Source organism: Candidatus Eisenbacteria bacterium, from assembly GCA_016930695.1.
Lineage (GTDB): Bacteria > Orphanbacterota > Orphanbacteria > Orphanbacterales > Orphanbacteraceae > JAFGGD01.
On sequence record JAFGGD010000054.1, the window covers coordinates 1 to 19,439 of the forward strand.

The following is a 19,439-nucleotide window of genomic DNA, read 5'->3' on the forward strand; positions in this document are numbered from 1 at the left end:
GACCCTCCCTTCCGCCGCCGGTCTCCCTCTCGGGGCCGTCTCGACTCGCCGGGCACCCACCGGAGCCCGCCTCCGTCGAGGTGATAAAAGAATCTGTCGAGCTTGTCGGGGCGGGCGAAGGTGGGTCGGCGAGCGAGAAGAGGGAGGATGCAGAGCATCCGGACCGTGCCCCGAAAGAAGAGCCGGGGGTGGAAGGAAAGGCACCCTCACCCCCACCCTCTCCCGCAAGCGGGAGAGGGAGAAAACGATTTCGATAGCGATACCGATTTCAAGCGCCCCGGACTCCGAGAAGAATTACCCGTCCGTCCTCCTTCCCCACACCGTGCCCCGAAGGGAGAGCCGGCGGGTGGAAGGGAAAGAAGAAGACAAACCCGCACAAAAAGCGGGGGCCCGTCCGCAATCGGACGGGCCCCGTCGTTCCGCTCCTCGAGAAGAGGGGCGGCAGGTCGCCGGATGGCTAGAAGCTGTACACCGTCTGGAACGTGACGCGCACGTTGTCACCGGCCTCGATCTCGTCCCCGGCGGCGTCGTCCATGTAATGGGTCTTCATGTAGTCCACGCCGAGCTTCATCGCGATCTCGGGGATCAGCTTGCTGGTCAGCGTGCCGAAGATCCAGTCGTTGCGGTCCCGGGCTTCCGGCGGAAGATCCTCCTCGTCCGGGTCGTCCATGCCGCCGCCGACGGTGAGGTTCCACTTCTCGTGCAGGTCCACCGAGACCTGGCCCCAACCGCCGAAGGAGACGACGTTCTCCACCTTGTCGTCATAACGGACAAAGCCCTGGAACACGCCGCCGAAGAACTGGTTCAGGTTCTCCCCGTAAAAACCGTTCAGCGTGAGGGAGAACTTCGGCTGCTTCAGGACGACCGCGCCGACCACCGAGTAGGTGTCCATGTCATGCGCGGCCAGATTCAGATCGTTGATCTGCTCCTGGCCGTAGTGGCCGCCCACGGAGATGTTGACCGGGTCGACCATCGCCCAAACCCGCCCCATCACCCAGGGCATACCGCTGCGCTCGCCGTCGCCGACCGGATCGAAATCCCCGCCGGCGAAGGAGTCGTACTTGTTGTTCCCCGCCATCGGCCGGTTCAGGCTGAGGGCGTATTTGAACTGATCGAACTTCTGCATGAACTGAATCTGGGGATAGCGCATCCACAGGTTGCCCGCGCCGGCGCCGACCACGAAGTTGGCCGTCCCCGGGAAGGGGTCGCTGATCAGCGCCCAATCCTGCCCGAACCGCAGCGCCCAGTTCGACTTGGCGTACTGCATCCAAGCGTGGCGCAGGCGCACCTGCGGCTGGCGCGCCGCGGTGCTCGAGTTGGGGAATCCGCCGGCGAAGTCCAACTCGATCTTCGCGGTGACCATCCCCTCCTCCGGGCATCCGCCCTTGGAGATGTCGAAGCCGAGCCGCGTGTGGCGGGCGGTGGCGGTGAGCGCGTCCTGTTCCGCCTGGGCGCTCTCGCCCGGTTGCACGAAGAGCAGCCAGTCCCCCTTCGCCACTTCCGTGTTGTCGTAAATCATGTCGAAGCGCACGAACCCATAGGGTGTGAACTTCATCTCGCTCTTGCATCCACTGCAATCCCCGGCCGCGACGAGCGCCGGCACGCAGACCAGAAGCAGCGCGATCAATCCGAATCGCCTCATTCGTTCCTCCCTTCCGGGGCCTGCCCCGAAACGCCTCTGCACGGGACCTCCGACTAGAGATCCTCCTCCTGGCCGCAATCTAGGGGAATCCCCCATCTGATAGCAAGCAAGAAAGTTACGCCGAGGCAGTCTCTCCTTCCTTCTTCTGCGTCACGAGAGAAACGATCACCAAGGTGAGGAAACTGAGCGGGATCGAAATGATCCCCGGATTGCTGAAGGGAATCGGCGCGTTCGCCGGGTCGAGCCCGTACCGCCCCCACATGCTCGGCGATAGCAGAATGATCCCGAGCGCCGCCGTGCTTCCGATCATGATGGAAGCGACGATTCCCTTCGCGGTGGTCTTTTTCCAGAAGAGGAGCATGATGATGGCGGGTAGGTTCGCAGACGCGGCGACCGCGAAAGCCCATCCCACCAGATAGGAAACGTTCATCCCCTTGAAGACGATCCCGAGGATGATGGCGATCAGGCCGACGCTGAAAGCGGCGATCCGGCCGGCGTAGACCTTCTGTTTCTCCGTGTAGCGTAGCCCGGCGAAACGGTCGAGGAAATCGTGGGCCACCGCGCCCGAGGCGGCCACGATCAGTCCGCTCACCGTGCCGAGCACGGTGGCGAAGGCGATGGCCGAGATGACAGCGAACAGGAACGTGCCGAAGGAACGCGCCAGGAGCGGTCCCGACATGTTGTTGTCCTGTAAATTGATCACCCCGTTGGTCATGGCGCCGAGCCCCATGTAGAGGGTGAGGATATAGAAGAAGCCGATCGCCGCGATCGCCACGATGGTCGATTTGCGCGCATCCGCGGTGCTGCGGACCGTGTAGTAGCGGATCAGGATGTGCGGGAGCGCCGCGGTGCCGCAGAAGAGGGCGAGCATGAGGGAGACGAAGTTCAGCTTCTCCATTCCCGTGCCGTCCACCTTGAACTTGAGGCCCGGACGCATGATCTTGTTCCCCGCCGTGAAGGTCGGGTGATAGAGGGTGACCTCGTCCCGCCCGTCGTTGAAGGAGACGGAGGACCAGCGGCGCACCACGCTCCTCTCGTCGCCGAGGAGCGAGAGGAACTTGAAGGGGCCGACGCCGCCCGTCGCGGCGGCGGGGCCGCTCTTGCCGGCGATCACCTCCATGTTCCCCACCTGCATCAGCTCGTTCTCCACCGAAGACGGGGCTCCGTTCACCCAGCGGCCGCCGTCGGGACGCATGGTGACCCATTGGGTTTCGTGCAGACGGACCCGGTCTCCGCCGAGGTTCTCCCGGCTCCACCAGGTGTTCACCTTCACCACCACGCTGCCGTCGTCTTCCATGAACCGGACGCCGTCGATCTCGACGAACTGGCCGGCGTCCACGGCGAGAACCTGGGCTCCGTTGATCTCGACCACGGTGAAGCGCTGCCCGTCGATCTCAACCACCTTCCGCCCCTCGCCGCTCAGGAGACGGTCCAACTCGTCGCCGTGCCGCCCGTCGATCCGAACGATGCTGTTGTTGAAGGGTGCGGCCCAGACGCCGTCTTCGTCACGGGTGACCGGCAGGCTCTGGGTCAGCTTGACGAATTCGTTCTCCTTCACGGTCGTCCGGGTAAGAACGTGGTAGGACTGGTCGTCCAGTTTGATCGCGTCTCCCTCCACTTTTCCGGAGAGAGTCTTGTATTCGTGGTAGGGGACCTTTCCCCCCTGGTCGGGCGAGGTGGAAAGACCGCGAACCATCACCGCCGTCACCAGGATCAGGGAGAAGATGATCAGCATGCCGCCCTTGAGGAACTGCACGTAAGTGGTGGAGGTCATGCCGGCGGTCGCGACGATGGTGATCACGATCGCGCCGACCATGATCACGCCCACGTGGTGCGGCAGCCCGAGAAGCGGCTCCACCAGCACGCCGGCGCCCACCATCTGCGGGATCAGATAAAACAGGGAGACCACCAGAGTGCTCAGCGCCGCCGCGAGCTGGATCCCCTTGCTGTTGAATTTCGCGTCCAGCGCGTCGGTGAACGTGTATTTGCCGAGCCGCTTCATCGGTTCGGCGACGACGAAGAGCGCCACGATCCACCCGGCCAGATATCCGATCGAGTAGAGGAAGCCGTCGTAGCCGACGGTGGCGATCATGCCGCAGATGCCGAGGAAGGAGGCGGCGGAAAGGTAATCGCCGGCGAAGGCGATGCCGTTCACCGTGTAGTGGATGTGCCCGCCGGCGGCGAAATAGCCGCTCGCCGATTGCGCTTTCCGAGCGAAATAGAACGAGAGGCCCAACACGAGGGCAACGAAGAAGAGGAACACGAAGATCGCCGTGTGCGCCATGTCCTATCCCTCCCTTTCCGTCGCCGCCCGCCCCTGAATCCCCTCTTCGCGGCCGCAGCTGTGGTTGTAGATGAGCGCGAGGACGAGGGCGAGCACGATCAGCCCGAAGCCGTAGGTCACGGCGAGGTTCAGACCGAAAAACACGGTCTTCTCCATAAGGACGGGACGGATCACGTTAATCGCCACGAAGCCGGCGTAGATGATCGCGTACACGACGAACATCCGGACGCCGAGCCGGCTCTTGAATTCCACTGCGTGTTCGGGGCCCAACTGTTGGGCCGGTTTGTGCAGCATGCTCCTTCCTCCCTTGTGGCACCCCGGACTCGGATCCACCCCTCTCGGGGCGGGGGGCCGTGAAGATCCGGACCGATCGCGCGGTCCGGCGCGGCGCTTCCGCGGTTCTCTCTTTCCGGTCCCTATGGGGCGATCGTTCTTCTCGATCGAAACGGACGGGCGCCCGCTGAAAAGACGGGCGCGCCCGATTCGCGGTACTCGTATGTATTCCGGGACGGGGCGCGGGCCGCCGCCCGGCGAATCACGTTCCGCTCGTGCCGGGGGACGGCCGGGGCGAAACGATATCTGGAAAAAACGGGAGAAGGGCGAAGCGCGGCGTCGATGGCGAAACTCGCCGTTGTGGGTGCCGGGGTGCGGTCGATCATGTGCGGGCGACGCCGAATGCCCCACGGAAAGCTCATGATGCGGCAGAAAGCAGGGGGCTTCTGCTCTGCCGGAGCCGGGGTGCAACATGATTCAGGTCAAGGCTAGCATGAGAGGGTAGAAGAGTCATCCGGTTTTTTCGGGAAAGCCTTGTCGCGCAAGGAAATGTGGGGGAAGCGGGGCGGTTTCGCCCGAAGGAAAACGGCGAGGGCTCGGAGCCCCCGCCGCTTTTTTATCGCTTCCAATCGATCGTGCGCGCGGCTACCGGAAAAGGGTCTTTAGGCTCCCCCAGGAAGTCGCCTCTTCGCCCTCGGCGCCGATCCTCACCATGGTCTTGGGGCTCCCGTTGAACATCGGGCACCTCGCCCAACGCTCCTCCGCCTTGATGATGCAGAAGCTGCCCTCATAACCCGTGGCGAATCGATGGCACTTGATCTGAATCTCGTGCGTTCCCGGCGGGATCACCACCACACCGGTGGAGAGGTCCGGTTCGTTCCAACCGTCGCATCCTTCCGACTGATCGACGAGCGCATAGTTGTCGCCGCCGATCCCGGAGAGGCCATAGTAGGAACCGTCGTCGATGCATCCTCCGGTATGGCCGGCGGGCGCGCCGTCCACCCAGACCTGGTACTTATCGCCTACCACCAGGAAGTCGCTTATGAGCAGAACGACGCGGAAGGGGGAAGTGGTTTCCCAGGAAAAGCAGGGATCGGATTGCCAGCCCCCTTGACCGTCGAGACCGACCGTGCCGTTGTCGCAGTTCATCCCGCACCAGGTGCCGTCCACCGGAAGGGTCATCGGCGGCACGACGGCGCGGGTCGTCGCGCCGAACAGCATGTTCTCGGACGCGCCGGCGGCGATCGGATCGGCGGGGCGAATCGAGGCCGGCTCGTCGACGATGATCGGTTTCACGTCCGCCCGCTCGGGGGCGACGCCGGCCGTAGCCACGCCGGCCGCGAGGGCGAGTAGACAGAGAATCATGAGCCAGATTCGCATCGGGGGATCCTCCTTCTCGGGTTCGGTTCGGGACTCGGATCGAATCGGCGGTTTGTCTCGATGCGCTTCCCGGAATGCGCCCGCCTCGTCGACGCGCACCTTAGCACGAGGGAATGTGCGACTCCAGCCCGAAGGTCCGCGATTCTCCGCGCGTTGGGGGCTCTAGTGGAGCGCCATCACCGAGAGGAAGACGCCCGCCGCGACCGCCGAGCCGATCACGCCGGCCACGTTGGGCGCCATGGCGTGCATGATGAGGAAGTTGGTGGGATCCTCCTTGGCGCCCACCATCTGGCAGACCCGCGCCGAGTCGGGGACCGCGGAGACTCCCGCCGCGCCGATGATCGGGTTGATCTTGTCCTTCACGACGAGATTCATCAGCTTGGCGAAGAGAACGCCCGCGGCGGTGGCGACGGCGAAAGAGGCGGCGCCGAGAGCGAAGATCTTGACGCTGTCCGGCGTGAGGAAGCGCCGCGCGTCGGTGGAGGCGCCCACGGTGAGACCGAGGAGAATGGTGATCACGTCGATGAACGGATCCCTCGCCGTCTTGGCGAGCCGCTCCGTCACGCCGCATTCCTTCAGCAGGTTGCCGAAGAAGAGCATCCCCAGAAGGGGGATCGAGCCGGGGGCGAGGCACGCGGTGAGCACGAAGGCGATGACCGGAAAGATGATCCTCGTCCGCTTGCTCACCGGTTTGGTCGGCTTCATCCGAATGAGCCGCTCCTTCTTGGTGGTGAGCAGTTTGATGATGGGCGGTTGAATCACCGGCACCAGGGCCATGTAGGAATAGGCCGCCACGGCGATCGCGCCGAGGAGGTGCGGCGCGAGCTGCGAGGAGAGGAAGATCGCCGTCGGGCCGTCGGCGCCCCCGATGATCCCGATGGACGCCGCCTCCCGCACCCCGAAACCGAGATAGAGGGAACCGATGAAGGTGATGAAGATCCCCGCCTGCGCGGCCGCGCCGAGCAGGATCAGTCGCGGGTTGGAGAGCATGGCGGAGAAGTCGGTCATCGCGCCGATGCCGAGGAAGATGAGCGGCGGGTACCAACCCTGGGTCACGCCCTTATAAAGGATCTGCAGGACCGAGCCTTCCTCGTAGATGCTGAGGCGCATCCCGTCCACGAAAGGGATGTTCCCCACAAGCATGCCGAAACCGATCGGCACGAGGAGCAGCGGCTCGTAATCCTTGGCCACCGCGAGGTAGAGAAAAAAGCAGCCCACGGCCATCATCACGAGGTTCCCGAGAGAGAACGTCCCGATCGCGTTGGCCGCGAAGAATTGGGCGAGCATGTCCATGGCGTTGGGTCCCGCGCGGTCTTCCCGCTATTCGAAAACGACGAGCGTCTGGCCTTCCCGAACCGTGTCGCCGGCGGCGACCTCCACCGAGCGGATCCGTCCGGCGCCGGGGGCGACGATGCTGGTGTTCATCTTCATCGCCTCGATGACCAGGAGCGCGTCACCCGCCTTCACGTTGTCGCCCGGCTTGCTTTTCACCTCGACCACGGTGCCGGCGATCGGCGAGGCGACGGTGCTCGTGTCGCCCGGCTTGGGCGCTTGGGCCGCCGGAGTCGCGGAGGGCTTGAGGGGCTTGGGGACGGATGCCGGCGGCGCGGTCTGCGCCTTGGGCGAGGCGGTCTGCACGTGGGGCAGGGGCGCGAGAGAGGTGAACCCCTCGCCGGGATCGAGCACCTCCACCTCCACCTCATAAGCCACACCGTGCACGGTGATTTTGAGCTTCATCGATCCTCTCCGGTTTGCGGGCGCGCCGGCGGCGCGGCCCCTTCACAGGCCCGGCGCCTCACTGCGGCGGCTGGGGTCTGCGTACGAGTACGTGCGATCCCTGCAGGGTCGCGCGCCCCTGACTCGACCAGGGGCTGCTCGGCGAATCCACGGAGAGAAGCCGGCGGACCGAGCGGATCCGGTGGCGACCTCCGACGATGGTGGCTACCGCGGCGGCGATGAGGACCACCGTGACGGTGTCCAGGTTCTGCTGTTTATCGAGGGCGGCGGAGGCTTGGCGTTCCTCACGATCCTGCCAGCCCCGGTCGATCCGGCGCACCAGCGAGACGACCAGCGTGATCAGGACCTGCACCATGAACACGATGCCGAGCCCGACCAGCGCGAGTGTGAGGTTGCCGTTCATGCCGTCCGTCTCCGGAAAAACCGCCCGCCCGCCGGGGATCAGAGCGGGATCAGTCCGTGCTTCTTCTGGGGCCGCAGCTCTCTCTTGGCGCGGAGCACTTCCAGGGAAGCGGCCAAATACACGCGGGTGTCCGCCGGTTCGATGATGTCGTCCACCATTCCCCGGGACGCCGCCACATAGGGATTGGAGAACGTCTCCCGGTACTCCTGCACCCGCCGGTTCCGCTCCGCCCTCGGGTCCTCCGCTTCTTCGATCTCCTTGCGGTAAAGGATGTTCACCGCCCCCTCGGCGCCCATGACCGCGATTTCCGCGGTCGGCCAGGCGCAGATCCGGTCGGCGCCCATGTCCTTGGAACACATGGCGAGGAAGGAGCCGCCGTAGGCCTTGCGAACCACCACGGTCATCTTCGGCACCGTGGCGGAGGAGTAGGCGAAGAGCATCTTGGCGCCGTGCCGAATGATGCCGCCGTACTCCTGCTGCAGCCCGGGCAGGAAGCCGGGCACGTCCACGAAGGTGATCAGCGGGATGTTGAAGGCGTTGCAGAAACGAATGAAGCTCGAACCCTTGCAGGATGAATCGATGTCGAGAACGCCCGCCTTGTGCATCGGCTGGTTGGCGATCACGCCGACGGTCCGGCCCTCGAGCCGCGCGAAACCGACGAGCAGGTTGGGCGCGAAGGAGGCGTGGACCTCCAGAAAATCGCCCCGGTCCACGACGCGCCCGATCACCTCGTGCATGTCGTAGGGCTCGCGCGGATTCGCGGGGACGACCGTGTTGAGCGATTCGTCGGCGGCGACTTCCTCCTCGTGCAGCTCCCGGTAGAAGGGCGGATCCTCGGTGTTGTTGCTCGGCAGGAAGGAGAGGAGCCTGCGGGTGAGGGCGATGGCGTCCTCGTCGTCCTCGGCGACGAAATGGGCGACGCCGCTCAAACGGCTCGTGGTCTCCACGCCGCCGAGTTCCTCCGCCGTCACCTGCTCGCCGGTCACCTCGCTGATCACCTTCGGCCCGGTGATGAACATCTGCCCCGTGCCCCGCACCTGGATGACGAAATCGGTGAGCGCCGGCGAGTAGGCCGCGCCTCCCGCGCAGGGACCGGCGATGATGCTGATCTGGGGGACCACGCCGGAAAGGAGCACGTTCCTGTAGAAGATGCCGCCGTACCCGGAGAGGCTGTCGATCCCCTCCTGGATGCGGGCGCCGCCGCTGTCGTTGATGAAAATGAACGGGTCGCCGGTTTTGAGCGCCGCGTCCATCACCGCCTGGATCTTGAGGGCGTGGGTCATCCCCACCGAGCCGCCGGCGACGGTGAAATCCTGGCTCACCGCGTAGACCGGCCGCCCCTCGACGACGCCGAACCCGGTAACCGCCCCCTCGCCGGGCATCTCCTTCCCCGCCATTCCGAAGTGCATGCACTGGTGTTTAATGAAGAGGTAGGACTCCTGAAAAGTGTCCGGGTCGTAGAGCAGCGCGAGCCGCTCCCGGGCGGTGAGTTTGCCGGCCGCGTGATGTTTCTCAATTCGCTTCGCCCCGCCTCCCTGGTAGAGACGTGCGCGCATCTCATTGAGTTTTTTGATCTTGTCTTCGTTCATCGGGTCCTCGGGTTACCTCGCACGAACTATTGATTATGCCAAAAAAGAGGGGGAAAAGTCATCCGCTGTATCGGCAAGGAGCGAAAAAAGAGGAGCCCGGAGGCGGAGATGCCGGGGCGGGTTGACCGGCGGCGGGCGCCGCGGATACCATGCGGGTGCGACGCCGGCGCCCCCCGACCGATCGAAAGAGAGGAGAATGGTCATGCGGATCGTCCTGTTCGATATCGACGGCACCCTGCTGCTCTCCGGAGGCGCCGGGCTCAGGGCGCTGAATCGCGCCTGGGAGGAAATCTTCGGCCACCCGGGGGCGATGAACGATATCCGGCCGGACGGGATGACCGACGGCGCGATCATCGCCGAGATGGGGCGACGGCGGATGGGGCGGCCGCCGACGGCGGAGGAGGAAGGATTGGTGGAGAAGCTCTACCTCCGCTACTTGGAGGATGAACTCCCCCGCTCCGAGGGATATCGCCTGATGCCGGGCGTGACGGAGTTGCTGAAACGCCTCTCCGGCGAGGAGGACCTTCTGCTCGGTCTGGTGACGGGCAACTTCGAGCCCGCTTCGCGGCTCAAACTGCGCCGCGGCGCCCTGGAGGGTTTCTTCCGCTTCGGCGGTTACGCCACCGACTCCTTCGATCGCATGGAACTGACGCGGATCGGCATCGAGAGGGGCCGCGCCCTGGCCGGCGCGCCGGTGCCGGACCGCGCGGTTTTCCTCGTCGGCGACACGGTGCACGACGTGCGCTGCGGCCGCGCCTCCGGCGCGCGGGTCGTCGCCGTCGCCACCGGCTCCACGCCGGCGGAAACGCTCCGCGCCGAGGGCCCGGAGCATGTCCTCCCCGATCTCACCGACACGGAGCGCGTCGCCGGCATCCTGCGGGGCTGACCCGTAGGAGCGGCCCGCCCGAACGCCCTTGCCCGGCCGCTCCCGGCGCTGCTATTCTCGGGCATTCGATCCGAGGTGCGGAAAAGATGAAGAATCGCTTCAACTGGGTTTTCGAGCTTCTCAAGGCGGCCTACCGGGGCGCTCAGGCGGAGTATCTGCGGCGGACCGACGCGGAGAGGGATCGGGAGGCGCTCTACCGAAATCTGCGCGCTGCGCTCGCGGAGACCGAGGAGCGGCGCGGCGAGTTCCCCGGCGTGGACCAGTACGACCTTTTCTTGGACGAGTACGCGCGAATTCTCCGGGACGTGCTCGACCGGGCGCCGGCCGAGACGGACCTGGAACCGCTCCTCGCCGAGGGGTGGCGCCGGTTCACCGCCTTGGAAGACGAAATCCGTATACGTCTTAAATAACAATCGCGGCGCTCCGGACGAACCGCGGCGCGGTGCGCGGGCGACCGGTCCGCCCCGATTTCTCCGCAGGAACACCCGGGAGGTGGCTTCATGGCGCGAAGAACGATCCGCGTCGGCGTCCTCTTCGGCGGACAGTCGAGCGAGCACGAGGTCTCCCTCGCGTCGGCCCATTCGGTGATGCGGGCTCTCGAGGCGTGCGACGATTTCGAGGTGGTCCCCATCGGGATCACCCGGAGCGGCCGCTGGTTGGTCGGCGCCGAAGCCCATCCCGCCTTGATCGCGCAGGCCAAGGTCCGCCTCGGCGAGCCGCCGCCGCCCCCCCGGGACATCTCCCGCGGCGCCGAGCCGGTGGCGCTCCTGCCGGACGGCGGCGAGCGCGCGCTCCTGCCGATCCGCGAGGGAGGGGAGGCGCGGCCGGTGGACGTGATCTTCCCGGTGCTCCACGGTCCCAAAGGGGAAGACGGCACGGTGCAGGGCTTCCTCGAACTGGCCGGCATTCCCTACGTCGGGAGCGGCGTCGCGGCCTCGGCGGTGGGGATGGACAAGGATCTGATGAAGAGGCTCTTCCGCGACGCCGGGCTCCGGACGGCGGAGTGGATCACGGTGCGCAAGGGGCGCTGGAAGGAAGACCGGGAAACGGTCCTCCGGGAGGCGTCCCGGATCGGCTTTCCCTGTTTCGTCAAGCCGGCGAATCTCGGGTCCAGCGTGGGGATCGGCAAGGCGAAGGACGGGGACGGCCTCGCGCGGGCGATCGACGAGGCCGCTCTTTACGACCTCAAGATTCTTGTGGAACGGGCGGTCGACGCGCGGGAGATCGAGTGCAGCGTGCTCGGCAACGACGACCCGCGGGCGTCCGTGCCGGGCGAGGTGGTGTCGAACCGGGAGTTCTACGATTACCGCGCCAAGTACATCGACGGCGCCTCGCGGCTGCTCATCCCGGCGCCGATCCCGCCGGAGACCGCCGAGGAGGTGCGCCGCGTTTCGGTAGAGGCCTTCCGGACGCTCGACTGCGCCGGCATGGCGCGGGTCGACTTTTTTCTCGACCGGGGAACGGGCGAACTCTACATCAACGAGCTGAACACGATCCCCGGCTTCACGTCGATCAGCATGTACAACAAGCTGTGGGAAGCGAGCGGCGTCGGCTACACCGAACTGGTGGTGCGCCTCGTGCAACTCGCCCTCGAACGATACCGGGAGCGGAAGGACCTCGATCTGTCGCCGCGCATCGGAGAAGCGGACGGGGAGGAATCGGCATGACGCCCGCCGCCGCGCCGGCGCCCCGAACGATCGCCGCCGAGGCGCTCGCCCGGATCCGCTCCCTCGCCGATCCGAAGCGCGCCGAGTCGAACCAGCGCTTCTTCAAGGAGCCGGTTCCGATGTACGGCCTGGACGCGAAGACGATCCGCACGATCACCCGGGAAACGGCGTCGCGCGTGAAGGGCGCCTGGACGGTCCGGGAAACGGTTCGTTTCGTCGACGCGATGGTCCGGGATCCCCGCTGGGAAGCGCGCGCCGTCGCCTATCTGATGCTCGAGCGCCACGCGAAGGACGCGGGGCCGGAGCTGCTCCCGGCGGTCCGCCGCTGGCTGGAGAAGAGCTGCGGCAACTGGGCGGCCGTGGATACTCTGGCGCCGTCGGTGCTCGCGCCCCTCCTCGACCGCCATCCGGAGCTGATCGGCGAAGTGACCGCCTGGACGGACTCACCGAACCTCTGGCTCCGGCGCGGCGCCGCGGTCGCCTTCGTCCCCCTCGCGCGCAAGGGCCGCCGTCTGAACGAGGCGTACCGGGTCGCCGGCCGCCTCCTCGGCGACGACGAAGACTTGATGCACAAAGCGGTCGGCTGGCTCCTCCGGGAAGCGGGGCGAACGGACCGGCCCCGATTGGAGGCTTGGCTTCGAAAGAAGGGCCCGCGCATCCCCCGCACCTCCCTCCGCTACGCCATCGAACATTTCCCCGAAACGCGGCGGAAGGCGCTCCTCCGGGACACCCGGCCGCGGTAGGTGGAATTCCGCCTCCCGCCCGTCTATATTGAGAATGAAACCGCTTCTCGATCGTGGACCCCGAACCGGATTCGAGGTGAACCATGCTCAAACCGACTTATCCTTTTTACCTCGCGAACGAGCCGATGGAGCCGAATCACGACCTCGTCGTGACGGATAAGTATTCCGGAGAGACGGCGGCGCGGGTCGCCCTGGCCGACGCGAAGCACATCGACCGCGGAATCGCCGCGGCGGTGGAGGCGGCGGCGCCGATGCGCCGCATGCCCGCCTACGAGAGGCAGGAGGTCCTGAACCACTGCGTCGCCCGCTTCCGCGAGCGCGCCGACGAACTCGCCCACGCCCTGTGCGTCGAGGCGGGAAAGCCGATTCGCGACGCCCGCGGCGAGGTTTCGCGCCTGATCGACACATTCCGCTACGCGGCCGAGGAGTCGGTGCGCGTGACCGGCGAGGTGATGGAGATGGAGATCGGACCCCGCGTCAAAGGGTACGCGGGCATGTGGAAGCGGGTCCCTATCGGCCCCTGCTCGTTCATTTCGCCCTTCAACTTTCCACTGAATCTCGTCGCCCACAAGGTGGCGCCCGCCCTCGCCGTCGGCTGCCCCTTCGTGCTGAAGCCGGCGAGCCACACCCCCATCGGCGCCCTCATCATCGGCGAGATCCTCGCCGAGACCTCCCTGCCGAAGGGCGCCTTTTCCGTCCTTCCCTGCCGCCGCGACGGCGCGAACCTCTTCACCGAGGACGACCGCCTCAAGCTGCTCAGCTTCACCGGCTCCCCGGAGGTCGGCTGGGCGCTGAAGGCAAAGGCGGGAAAGAAGAAGGTGGTGCTCGAGCTGGGGGGAAACGCCGCGGTGATCGTCGACCAAGACGCCGACATCGACGACGTGATCGACCGGGTCATCGTGGGCGCATTCTATCAGTCCGGCCAGAGCTGCATCAGCGTGCAACGCATCCTGGTCCACGAGTCGCTCTACGACGCGCTCAAGGACAAACTCGTCGCCGCGACGAAGAAGCTGAGGATGGGAGACCCGAAGGAGGAGGAGACCTTCATCGGGCCGATGATCTCCCTCAAGGAGGCGGAACGCCTTCACGGCTGGATCCTCGCGGCGAAGGAGCGGGGCGCCCGCGTCCTCTGCGGCGGGAACCGGAAGGGGGCGATGCTCGAGGCGACCCTCATGGAGGACGTCCCCAAGAGCGAGAATGTCTGCACCCAAGAAGCCTTCGGACCCCTGGCGGTGCTCTCCCGTTTTCGCGGCTTCGACGAGGCGCTCGCCGAGGTGAACGACAGCGACTTCGGGCTGCAGGCGGGTATCTTTACGCGGGACCTCTTCAAGGCGCACAAAGCCTGGGAGGAACTGGAAGTGGGAGGCGTGGTGATAGGCGACGTCCCCAGCTGGCGCGTGGACCACATGCCCTACGGCGGCGTGAAGGAGAGCGGCCTCGGCCGCGAGGGGATCCGCTTCGCCATGGAGGACATGAGCGAGATCCGCCTCCTGGCGATCCGCGGCGCGCGGTAGGAAAGGAAGAGAAAAGGAACCTCTCGCGAAGGCGCCGATGCGCGAAGGGAGCAGCATCCGGACCCTGGCCCCGAAGGGAGGAGCGGCGGGGGAAGGGGGAATCCGATTTCGATTTCGATTTCGATACCGATGCCGATAGCGACAAAGGCACCCCCATCTTGCACCGAAGGCTTTCTCTCTCCCTACTCCCGGGCGGAATCCCGCACCGCGTCGAGCGCCCTCTGCGCGCCCGGCGTCGGCACGATGCCGCAGCCGGAGGCGGGGCGCACCCTCCAACCATCGCCGCGCCGGACGACCTCGATCCAGAACCCCTGGTGAAGCGTCTCCTCCACCACGTAGACGCGCAGCATCGCCCTCTCCCGGACCGGATCGAAGAGGAAGTCCTTGAACTCGACGGTGACATCGCCGCGAACTCCCTCCGGCGCGAACCGCTCCGGGTCGAAACGCTTCAACGTGTGCACCCGCAATTCGATCTCCTCCTTCGCCGGCACGACGATCTCCTCCCTCTTGCGGAGGGTGAGGTCGTAGAATTCGGTCCGGCCCGTCTCGCGCCACTTCCTCTCGTACTTCGTGTCGAACCCGGGCGGAATCGCCTGCCACTCCGCCTCGAACCCGGCGCCCGGCGTCTGCTCCAACACCCAATCGAGGAAGTCGTGGTGGTCGGTCACCACGCGCACCTCCCCTTCCGGCGCGAGCCGTCCATTCAACAGCCGCAGAAACTCATTCGAGAAAAGGCGGTGTTTGATGTGCTTCTCCTTCGGCCAAGGGCAGGGGAAGAGGCTGTAAACCCGGTCGAGCGAGCCGGGCGCGAAGATCCGTTCGAGGGCGACCCGGGCGTCCACCTTCAGGACCCGCACGTTCGAAACGCCCGCCCTTGCGGCGCGCCGGAGCGCCCGCCGCGCCGACTCCCAACCGAGTTCCACGCCGACGAAATCGCGCTCCGGGCGCTCCACCGCCCTCTCGATCAGATAGCCGCCGTTGCCGAAGCCGATCTCCAGCTCCAGGGGCGCGCCCCTCCCGAAGAGGCGCGGCCAATCGATCGGCCGCTGCTCGATCCTCCAGTCCACGTAGGGACGCAAGCTGATGTGCGCGATTCCCATCCTTTTCCTCCCACAGAGACAACGACGAGAGTAGCACGCCCTTCCGGCGCCCCCAACACGCTTCTCCCGCCGGAACGCCTTTCTTCTCGTTCTTCTTGAGCGGGCCGGCGAATCTGTTTACTTTTCTAGGCACGAAAGAAAGGAGGGTTCCCGGATGGGTCTCGACGCGGTATTGCTCTCGCGGATCCAATTCGCCCTCACCATCGGCTTCCACTATCTGTTCCCCCCCCTCACCATCGGCCTCGCCGCGCTCATGGTTTTCATGGAGGCGATGTTCCATCGCACCGGCGACCGCCTCTACGAATCGATGGCGCGCTTCTGGACCAAGATCTTCGCCGTCAACTTCGCCCTCGGAGTGGCGACGGGGATCGTGATGGAGTTCCAGTTCGGGACGAACTGGTCGGCCTACTCCCGCTTCGTGGGCGACATCTTCGGATCGCCCCTCGCCGCGGAGGGACTCTTCGCCTTCTTCCTGGAATCCACATTCCTGGGGATCCTGGTCTTCGGGTGGGACCGCGTGTCGCCGCGGATGCACCTGGTCTCCACGATCCTCGTGGCGACCGGCTCGATCCTTTCCGCCTTCTGGATCATCGTCGCCAATTCGTGGCAGCAGACTCCGGCGGGTTTCCGGATCGTCGGCGAGGGGGCGATGCGGCGCGCCGAGATCACCGACTTTTGGGCGGCCGTGTTCAACCCCTCCACGATGACCCGTTACGTCCACGTGATCCTCGGCGCCTTCATTCTGGGCGCGTTCTTCGTGGCGGGCGTGGCGGCCTGGTATCTGCTCAAGGGGCGACACGTCGCTTTCGCCAAGCGCTCGATGACGCTCGCCCTCGTTTTGGCGGCGGTCTCCTCGACGGCGCAGCTCGCCTCGGGCCATCACCAGGCGAACAACGTCGCCGAGCACCAGCCGATCAAGATGGCCGCCTACGAAGGGCACTACCGGAGCCTGCGCGGCGGGGCGCCCCTCTACCTGTTCGGCTTCCCCGACGACGACGCGATGAAGGTGAGAATGGGGATCGGCATCCCCGGCATGCTCAGCTTCCTGATCCACAACGACTGGAAGGAGCCGGTGCCGGCCCTCGATCAATTCCCGCGGGAGGACTGGCCGCCGGTGGGACTCACTTTCCAGAGCTATCACGTGATGATCGCCCTCGGGATGTACTTCATCGGTCTCTCCCTCCTCGGCCTCGTGCTTCTGCGGCGGGATCTCCTTTTCCGGACGCGCCCGCTCCTGTGGGTCTTCGTCTTCTCCGTCGCCGGTCCCTATCTGGCCAATCAATTCGGTTGGACGGGCGCCGAGGTGGGCCGGCAACCCTGGATCGTCTACGGCCTGCTCCGCACCTCGGACGGCGTGTCCCGTTCGGTCTCCGCCGGCGAGGTGCTCGCGTCGACCCTCCTCTTCTCACTGGTCTATCTGGGCCTCTTCATCCTCTGGCTCTGGTTGTTGGGCCGCAAGCTGAAGCACGGTCCCGAGCCTCTCGAGACGTCCACCGCCGTCCCCGCCGGGACACGATCGCAGGAGGCGTGACGCCATGGATCTGAACATTCTCTGGTTCAACCTGCTCGGCGTTCTCCTCGCCGGTTACGCCGTTTTGGACGGCTTCGACCTGGGCGTCGGCATCCTCCACCCGCTGGCCCGCAAGGACGCGGAGAAGCGAACCTTCATGAACGCCATCGGTCCGGTCTGGGACGGAAACGAGGTGTGGCTCATCACTTTCGGCGGCGCGCTCTTCGCCGCCTTCCCCCACGCCTACGCCACCGTCTTTTCCGGCTTCTATCTCGCCTTCATGCTTCTCCTCTTCGCGCTCATTTTCCGGGCCGTTTCGATGGAGTTCCGGAGCAAGGCGGAATCGCCGGTCTGGCGCGGTTTCTGGGACAAGATGTTCTTCGGCGGGAGCACCGTGGCGACGCTCCTTTTCGGCACCGCCGTGGGAGACTCGATCCACGGAATCCCGGTCGGCGCGGACATGGAGTACGCCGGCGGCTTCCTCGATCTGCTCCACCCCTACGCGCTCCTCGTCGGCGTGATGACCGTGGCGCTCTTCGCCATGCACGGCGCGCTCTACCTGGTCATGAAAACCGACGGGGATCTGCTCGCCCGGGTGCGACGCGCGGCGGGGCGCGCCTTCACCGTCTATCTCGTCCTCTGGGCGGCGACCGCCGCGACCACCCTCGCCGCCCTCCCCGCGGCGCGTGAAACCGCACGGACGAACCCGGCGAGCTTCGCCATCCTCGCCCTCGGCCTCCTGGTGCTGGTCGGGATCCCGTTCTCGCTCCGGAAGGAGAAGCCCTTCCGGGCGTTTCTCCTCTCGTCGCTCCACATCGCGACGCTCGTCGGTCTCCTCGGAACCCACCTCTACCCGAACCTGGTGATCTCCAGCCTGAACCCGGAGTGGAACCTGACGATCCGAAACGCCGCCTCGTCGCCGCAGACTCTGCGCAACATGACGATCATCGCCCTCATCGGCGTGCCGCTGGTTCTGCTGTACACGGTGATCATCTACAGAACCTTCAAGGGCAAAGTGAAGTTGGGAGAGACGAGTTACTAGCCGCGAAAACGGCATCGGGGGCGGGCCTTTCCGGGGGTCCGCCCTTTTTCGCGCGCCGCCGCCGCGCGCCCGGATTCGCTTGACAGCCCCTCGAACCGGAGCCTAGCTTTCAGACACCAAACAACCCGCAACCGGAGAGCGCGCCATGTCTTACGGATGGATAGGCGAAAAGGTCCGGCTCGTCCCGCTGGACCGGGAGAAACACCTGGAGAACGCGATCCTCTGGCTGAACGACCCGGAGGTGACGCGCTGGCTCCTGGTGGACATCCCCATCACGCGACTGCAGGAAGAACGTTATTTCGAGGAGAACATGGTCGCGCGGGAGGACCGCGTACAGTTCGCCGTGGAGACCCTCGGCGGGGAGCACATCGGTTTCACCGGGCTCTTCGAGATCAACCAGCGGCATCGCTCTTGCCGGAGCGGCATCGTGATCGGGCCGCCGTCGAACTGGAGGAAGGGATACGGCCTCGACGCGATCCGCGTGCGCAGCCGCTTCGCTTTCGAGGCGCTCGGGCTCAGACTTCTTCTCACCGAGGCGATGGCGGAGAACGAGGCGTCGGTGCGCGCCCTGCGGAAGGCGGGTTACCGGGAGCTGGGCGTCCTGCCGAAGCGCTACTGGAGGCGGGGCGCTTTCCGGGACGCCGTGCAGTTCTTCCTGGAGAGCCCGCTCGGCTGAGTCCGACGGTGAAAGGGGCGCGGCGGGGACGGGCCGCGCCGGAGGGATGAATCATGGGCGAGCCCACCGCTCTCGATTCCGCGATGCGCGTCGCCGTCACCGGATCGACCGGGCTCGTCGGGACGGCGCTCCTCGAATCCCTCGCCGCCGACGGGATCCACGCGGCGCGCCTCGTCCGGCGACGTCCGGGGGGAGCCGGCGAGATCGGATGGGACCCCGGGGCGGGAAGGATCGACGGCGACGCGCTGGAGGGGATGGACGCGGTGGTTCATCTCGCCGGCGCGAGCATCGCCGCCGGACGGTGGAACGCGGCGCGCAAACGCCTCATCCGCGAGAGCCGCGTGCAAGGGACGCGCCTCCTGTCGGAGACCCTCGCCGGCCTGAACCGCAAACCGCGCGTCTTCCTCTCCGCTTCCGCCGTCGGGTACTACGGCGACCGCCGTGAAGAGCCGGTCGACGAGACGGCCGGCGCGGGAGAAGGCTTTCTCGCCGAGGTGTGCGCCGCATGGGAAGAGGCGGCCGGCCCGGCGCGAGACGCCGGCGTCCGCGTCGTCCATCCCCGAATCGGTTTCGTGCTGAGCGGGCGCGGCGGCGGGCTCCCCAAGATGCTCCTCCCCTTCCGTCTCGGCCTGGGCGGACGCATCGGGAACGGGCGGCAACGGGTGAGCTGGATCTCCCTCACGGACCTCGTCGGGATCCTCCGCTTCCTGATCCGCCGCGACGACATCCCCGGCCCGGTCAACGCGGTCTCTCCTCGATCGGTCACCAACGCGGAGCTGACCCGCGCCCTCGGACGCGCCCTCGGACGGCCGACCCCCTTCCCCGTCCCCGCGGCGATGATCGGCCTCCTCTTCGGCGAGATGGGGCGGGCCACGCTCCTCTCCGGTGCGCGGGTCCTTCCGGAGCGACTCGAAAGAGCCGGCTTCCGCTGGCGCCATTCGGACATCGACTCCGCGCTCCGCGCCGCGCTGGAGGAGTAGACGGGGGGAGGAG

The 19,439-nt window shown here is 66.2% G+C and carries 18 protein-coding genes and 1 pseudogene; 9 read left to right on the forward strand and 10 right to left on the reverse strand.

The window, feature by feature from the left end; translation table 11 throughout:
• Positions 1-457: 457 nt before the first annotated feature.
• From JW958_12705 to JW958_12745, 9 genes and pseudogenes are all read right to left on the reverse strand, one after another.
• Positions 458-1,642 carry a hypothetical protein gene (locus JW958_12705; GenBank protein MBN1827110.1) on the reverse strand — a complete coding sequence of 395 codons (1,185 nt, stop codon included), beginning with the start codon at positions 1,640-1,642 and terminating at the stop codon, positions 458-460.
• A 115-nt stretch (positions 1,643-1,757) separates the two neighbouring features.
• Positions 1,758-2,939: a hypothetical protein gene (locus JW958_12710; protein ID MBN1827111.1), complete on the reverse strand. Its 1,182-nt coding sequence runs from the start codon at positions 2,937-2,939 to the stop codon at positions 1,758-1,760.
• 234 nt (positions 2,940-3,173) lie between these two features.
• A pseudogene (locus tag JW958_12715) lies at positions 3,174-3,926 on the reverse strand (cation acetate symporter).
• Positions 3,927-3,929: 3 nt separating this feature from the next.
• Positions 3,930-4,220 carry a DUF485 domain-containing protein gene (locus tag JW958_12720; protein MBN1827112.1) on the reverse strand — a complete coding sequence of 97 codons (291 nt, stop codon included), beginning with the start codon at positions 4,218-4,220 and terminating at the stop codon, positions 3,930-3,932.
• Between the two features lie 624 nt (positions 4,221-4,844).
• Positions 4,845-5,579 (reverse strand): hypothetical protein, encoded by a 735-nt coding sequence (locus JW958_12725; protein MBN1827113.1) that lies wholly within the window; start codon positions 5,577-5,579, stop codon positions 4,845-4,847.
• 162 nt (positions 5,580-5,741) lie between these two features.
• Positions 5,742-6,872, reverse strand: a complete 1,131-nt coding sequence (locus JW958_12730; GenBank protein ID MBN1827114.1) for a sodium ion-translocating decarboxylase subunit beta — start codon at positions 6,870-6,872, stop codon at positions 5,742-5,744.
• 27 nt (positions 6,873-6,899) lie between these two features.
• Complete coding sequence (locus JW958_12735; protein ID MBN1827115.1) at positions 6,900-7,316, reverse strand: biotin/lipoyl-binding protein; 417 nt, start codon at positions 7,314-7,316, stop codon at positions 6,900-6,902.
• Between the two features lie 58 nt (positions 7,317-7,374).
• Positions 7,375-7,719 carry an OadG family protein gene (locus JW958_12740; protein MBN1827116.1) on the reverse strand — a complete coding sequence of 115 codons (345 nt, stop codon included), beginning with the start codon at positions 7,717-7,719 and terminating at the stop codon, positions 7,375-7,377.
• 38 nt (positions 7,720-7,757) lie between these two features.
• Positions 7,758-9,308: an acyl-CoA carboxylase subunit beta gene (locus JW958_12745; protein ID MBN1827117.1), complete on the reverse strand. Its 1,551-nt coding sequence runs from the start codon at positions 9,306-9,308 to the stop codon at positions 7,758-7,760.
• A gap of 202 nt (positions 9,309-9,510) precedes the next feature.
• Between JW958_12745 and JW958_12750 the strand changes: the two genes are divergently transcribed.
• The 5 genes from JW958_12750 to JW958_12770 all read left to right on the forward strand — a co-directional run bounded on the left by JW958_12750 (position 9,511) and on the right by JW958_12770 (position 14,118).
• Entirely contained in the window at positions 9,511-10,194 is a 684-nt protein-coding gene (locus JW958_12750) for an HAD hydrolase-like protein (protein MBN1827118.1), read from the forward strand.
• Between the two features lie 86 nt (positions 10,195-10,280).
• Positions 10,281-10,604 carry a hypothetical protein gene (locus tag JW958_12755; protein MBN1827119.1) on the forward strand — a complete coding sequence of 108 codons (324 nt, stop codon included), beginning with the start codon at positions 10,281-10,283 and terminating at the stop codon, positions 10,602-10,604.
• A gap of 90 nt (positions 10,605-10,694) precedes the next feature.
• The gene (locus JW958_12760; protein MBN1827120.1) at positions 10,695-11,861 is read left to right on the forward strand and encodes a D-alanine--D-alanine ligase; all 1,167 of its coding nucleotides are present in this window, start codon (positions 10,695-10,697) and stop codon (positions 11,859-11,861) included.
• The gene (locus tag JW958_12765) at positions 11,858-12,604 is read left to right on the forward strand and encodes a DNA alkylation repair protein (protein ID MBN1827121.1); all 747 of its coding nucleotides are present in this window, start codon (positions 11,858-11,860) and stop codon (positions 12,602-12,604) included. Before JW958_12760 ends, JW958_12765 begins: the two co-directional genes overlap by 4 nt.
• 83 nt (positions 12,605-12,687) lie before the next feature.
• Positions 12,688-14,118 (forward strand): aldehyde dehydrogenase family protein, encoded by a 1,431-nt coding sequence (locus JW958_12770; protein ID MBN1827122.1) that lies wholly within the window; start codon positions 12,688-12,690, stop codon positions 14,116-14,118.
• 182 nt (positions 14,119-14,300) lie between these two features.
• Here JW958_12770 and trmB read toward each other — a convergent pair whose 3' ends face one another.
• Positions 14,301-15,218, reverse strand: a complete 918-nt coding sequence (gene trmB, locus JW958_12775; GenBank protein MBN1827123.1) for a tRNA (guanosine(46)-N7)-methyltransferase TrmB — start codon at positions 15,216-15,218, stop codon at positions 14,301-14,303.
• A gap of 154 nt (positions 15,219-15,372) precedes the next feature.
• Here trmB and JW958_12780 point away from each other — a divergent pair, with 154 nt between their 5' ends.
• From JW958_12780 to JW958_12795, 4 genes are all read left to right on the forward strand, one after another.
• Positions 15,373-16,749: a cytochrome ubiquinol oxidase subunit I gene (locus JW958_12780; protein ID MBN1827124.1), complete on the forward strand. Its 1,377-nt coding sequence runs from the start codon at positions 15,373-15,375 to the stop codon at positions 16,747-16,749.
• Positions 16,750-16,753: 4 nt separating this feature from the next.
• Positions 16,754-17,770 (forward strand): cytochrome d ubiquinol oxidase subunit II, encoded by a 1,017-nt coding sequence (gene cydB / locus JW958_12785; GenBank protein ID MBN1827125.1) that lies wholly within the window; start codon positions 16,754-16,756, stop codon positions 17,768-17,770.
• Between the two features lie 145 nt (positions 17,771-17,915).
• A complete protein-coding gene (locus JW958_12790) occupies positions 17,916-18,446 on the forward strand; it encodes a GNAT family N-acetyltransferase (GenBank protein MBN1827126.1) in 531 nt (176 codons plus the stop codon).
• An 83-nt stretch (positions 18,447-18,529) separates the two neighbouring features.
• On the forward strand, positions 18,530-19,426 hold the full coding sequence (locus tag JW958_12795; protein MBN1827127.1) for a TIGR01777 family oxidoreductase: 897 nt from the start codon (positions 18,530-18,532) through the stop codon (positions 19,424-19,426).
• Positions 19,427-19,439 lie beyond the last annotated feature (13 nt).

What these genes read in the sequence shown, in the direction of transcription:
- JW958_12735 (MBN1827115.1), bottom strand. Translation starts at nt 7,316, where the DNA reads ATGAAGCTCAAAATCACCGTGCACGGTGTGGCTTATGAGGTGGAGGTG.
- JW958_12720 (MBN1827112.1), bottom strand. Translation starts at nt 4,220, where the DNA reads ATGCTGCACAAACCGGCCCAACAGTTGGGCCCCGAACACGCAGTGGAA.
- JW958_12705 (MBN1827110.1), bottom strand. Translation starts at nt 1,642, where the DNA reads ATGAGGCGATTCGGATTGATCGCGCTGCTTCTGGTCTGCGTGCCGGCG.
- JW958_12790 (MBN1827126.1), top strand. Translation starts at nt 17,916, where the DNA reads ATGTCTTACGGATGGATAGGCGAAAAGGTCCGGCTCGTCCCGCTGGAC.
- JW958_12780 (MBN1827124.1), top strand. Translation starts at nt 15,373, where the DNA reads ATGGGTCTCGACGCGGTATTGCTCTCGCGGATCCAATTCGCCCTCACC.
- cydB (MBN1827125.1), top strand. Translation starts at nt 16,754, where the DNA reads ATGGATCTGAACATTCTCTGGTTCAACCTGCTCGGCGTTCTCCTCGCC.
- JW958_12710 (MBN1827111.1), bottom strand. Translation starts at nt 2,939, where the DNA reads ATGGAAGACGACGGCAGCGTGGTGGTGAAGGTGAACACCTGGTGGAGC.
- JW958_12795 (MBN1827127.1), top strand. Translation starts at nt 18,530, where the DNA reads ATGCGCGTCGCCGTCACCGGATCGACCGGGCTCGTCGGGACGGCGCTC.
- trmB (MBN1827123.1), bottom strand. Translation starts at nt 15,218, where the DNA reads ATGGGAATCGCGCACATCAGCTTGCGTCCCTACGTGGACTGGAGGATC.
- JW958_12725 (MBN1827113.1), bottom strand. Translation starts at nt 5,579, where the DNA reads ATGCGAATCTGGCTCATGATTCTCTGTCTACTCGCCCTCGCGGCCGGC.
- JW958_12745 (MBN1827117.1), bottom strand. Translation starts at nt 9,308, where the DNA reads ATGAACGAAGACAAGATCAAAAAACTCAATGAGATGCGCGCACGTCTC.
- JW958_12740 (MBN1827116.1), bottom strand. Translation starts at nt 7,719, where the DNA reads ATGAACGGCAACCTCACACTCGCGCTGGTCGGGCTCGGCATCGTGTTC.
- JW958_12730 (MBN1827114.1), bottom strand. Translation starts at nt 6,872, where the DNA reads ATGGACATGCTCGCCCAATTCTTCGCGGCCAACGCGATCGGGACGTTC.
- JW958_12750 (MBN1827118.1), top strand. Translation starts at nt 9,511, where the DNA reads ATGCGGATCGTCCTGTTCGATATCGACGGCACCCTGCTGCTCTCCGGA.
- JW958_12765 (MBN1827121.1), top strand. Translation starts at nt 11,858, where the DNA reads ATGACGCCCGCCGCCGCGCCGGCGCCCCGAACGATCGCCGCCGAGGCG.
- JW958_12770 (MBN1827122.1), top strand. Translation starts at nt 12,688, where the DNA reads ATGCTCAAACCGACTTATCCTTTTTACCTCGCGAACGAGCCGATGGAG.
- JW958_12755 (MBN1827119.1), top strand. Translation starts at nt 10,281, where the DNA reads ATGAAGAATCGCTTCAACTGGGTTTTCGAGCTTCTCAAGGCGGCCTAC.
- JW958_12760 (MBN1827120.1), top strand. Translation starts at nt 10,695, where the DNA reads ATGGCGCGAAGAACGATCCGCGTCGGCGTCCTCTTCGGCGGACAGTCG.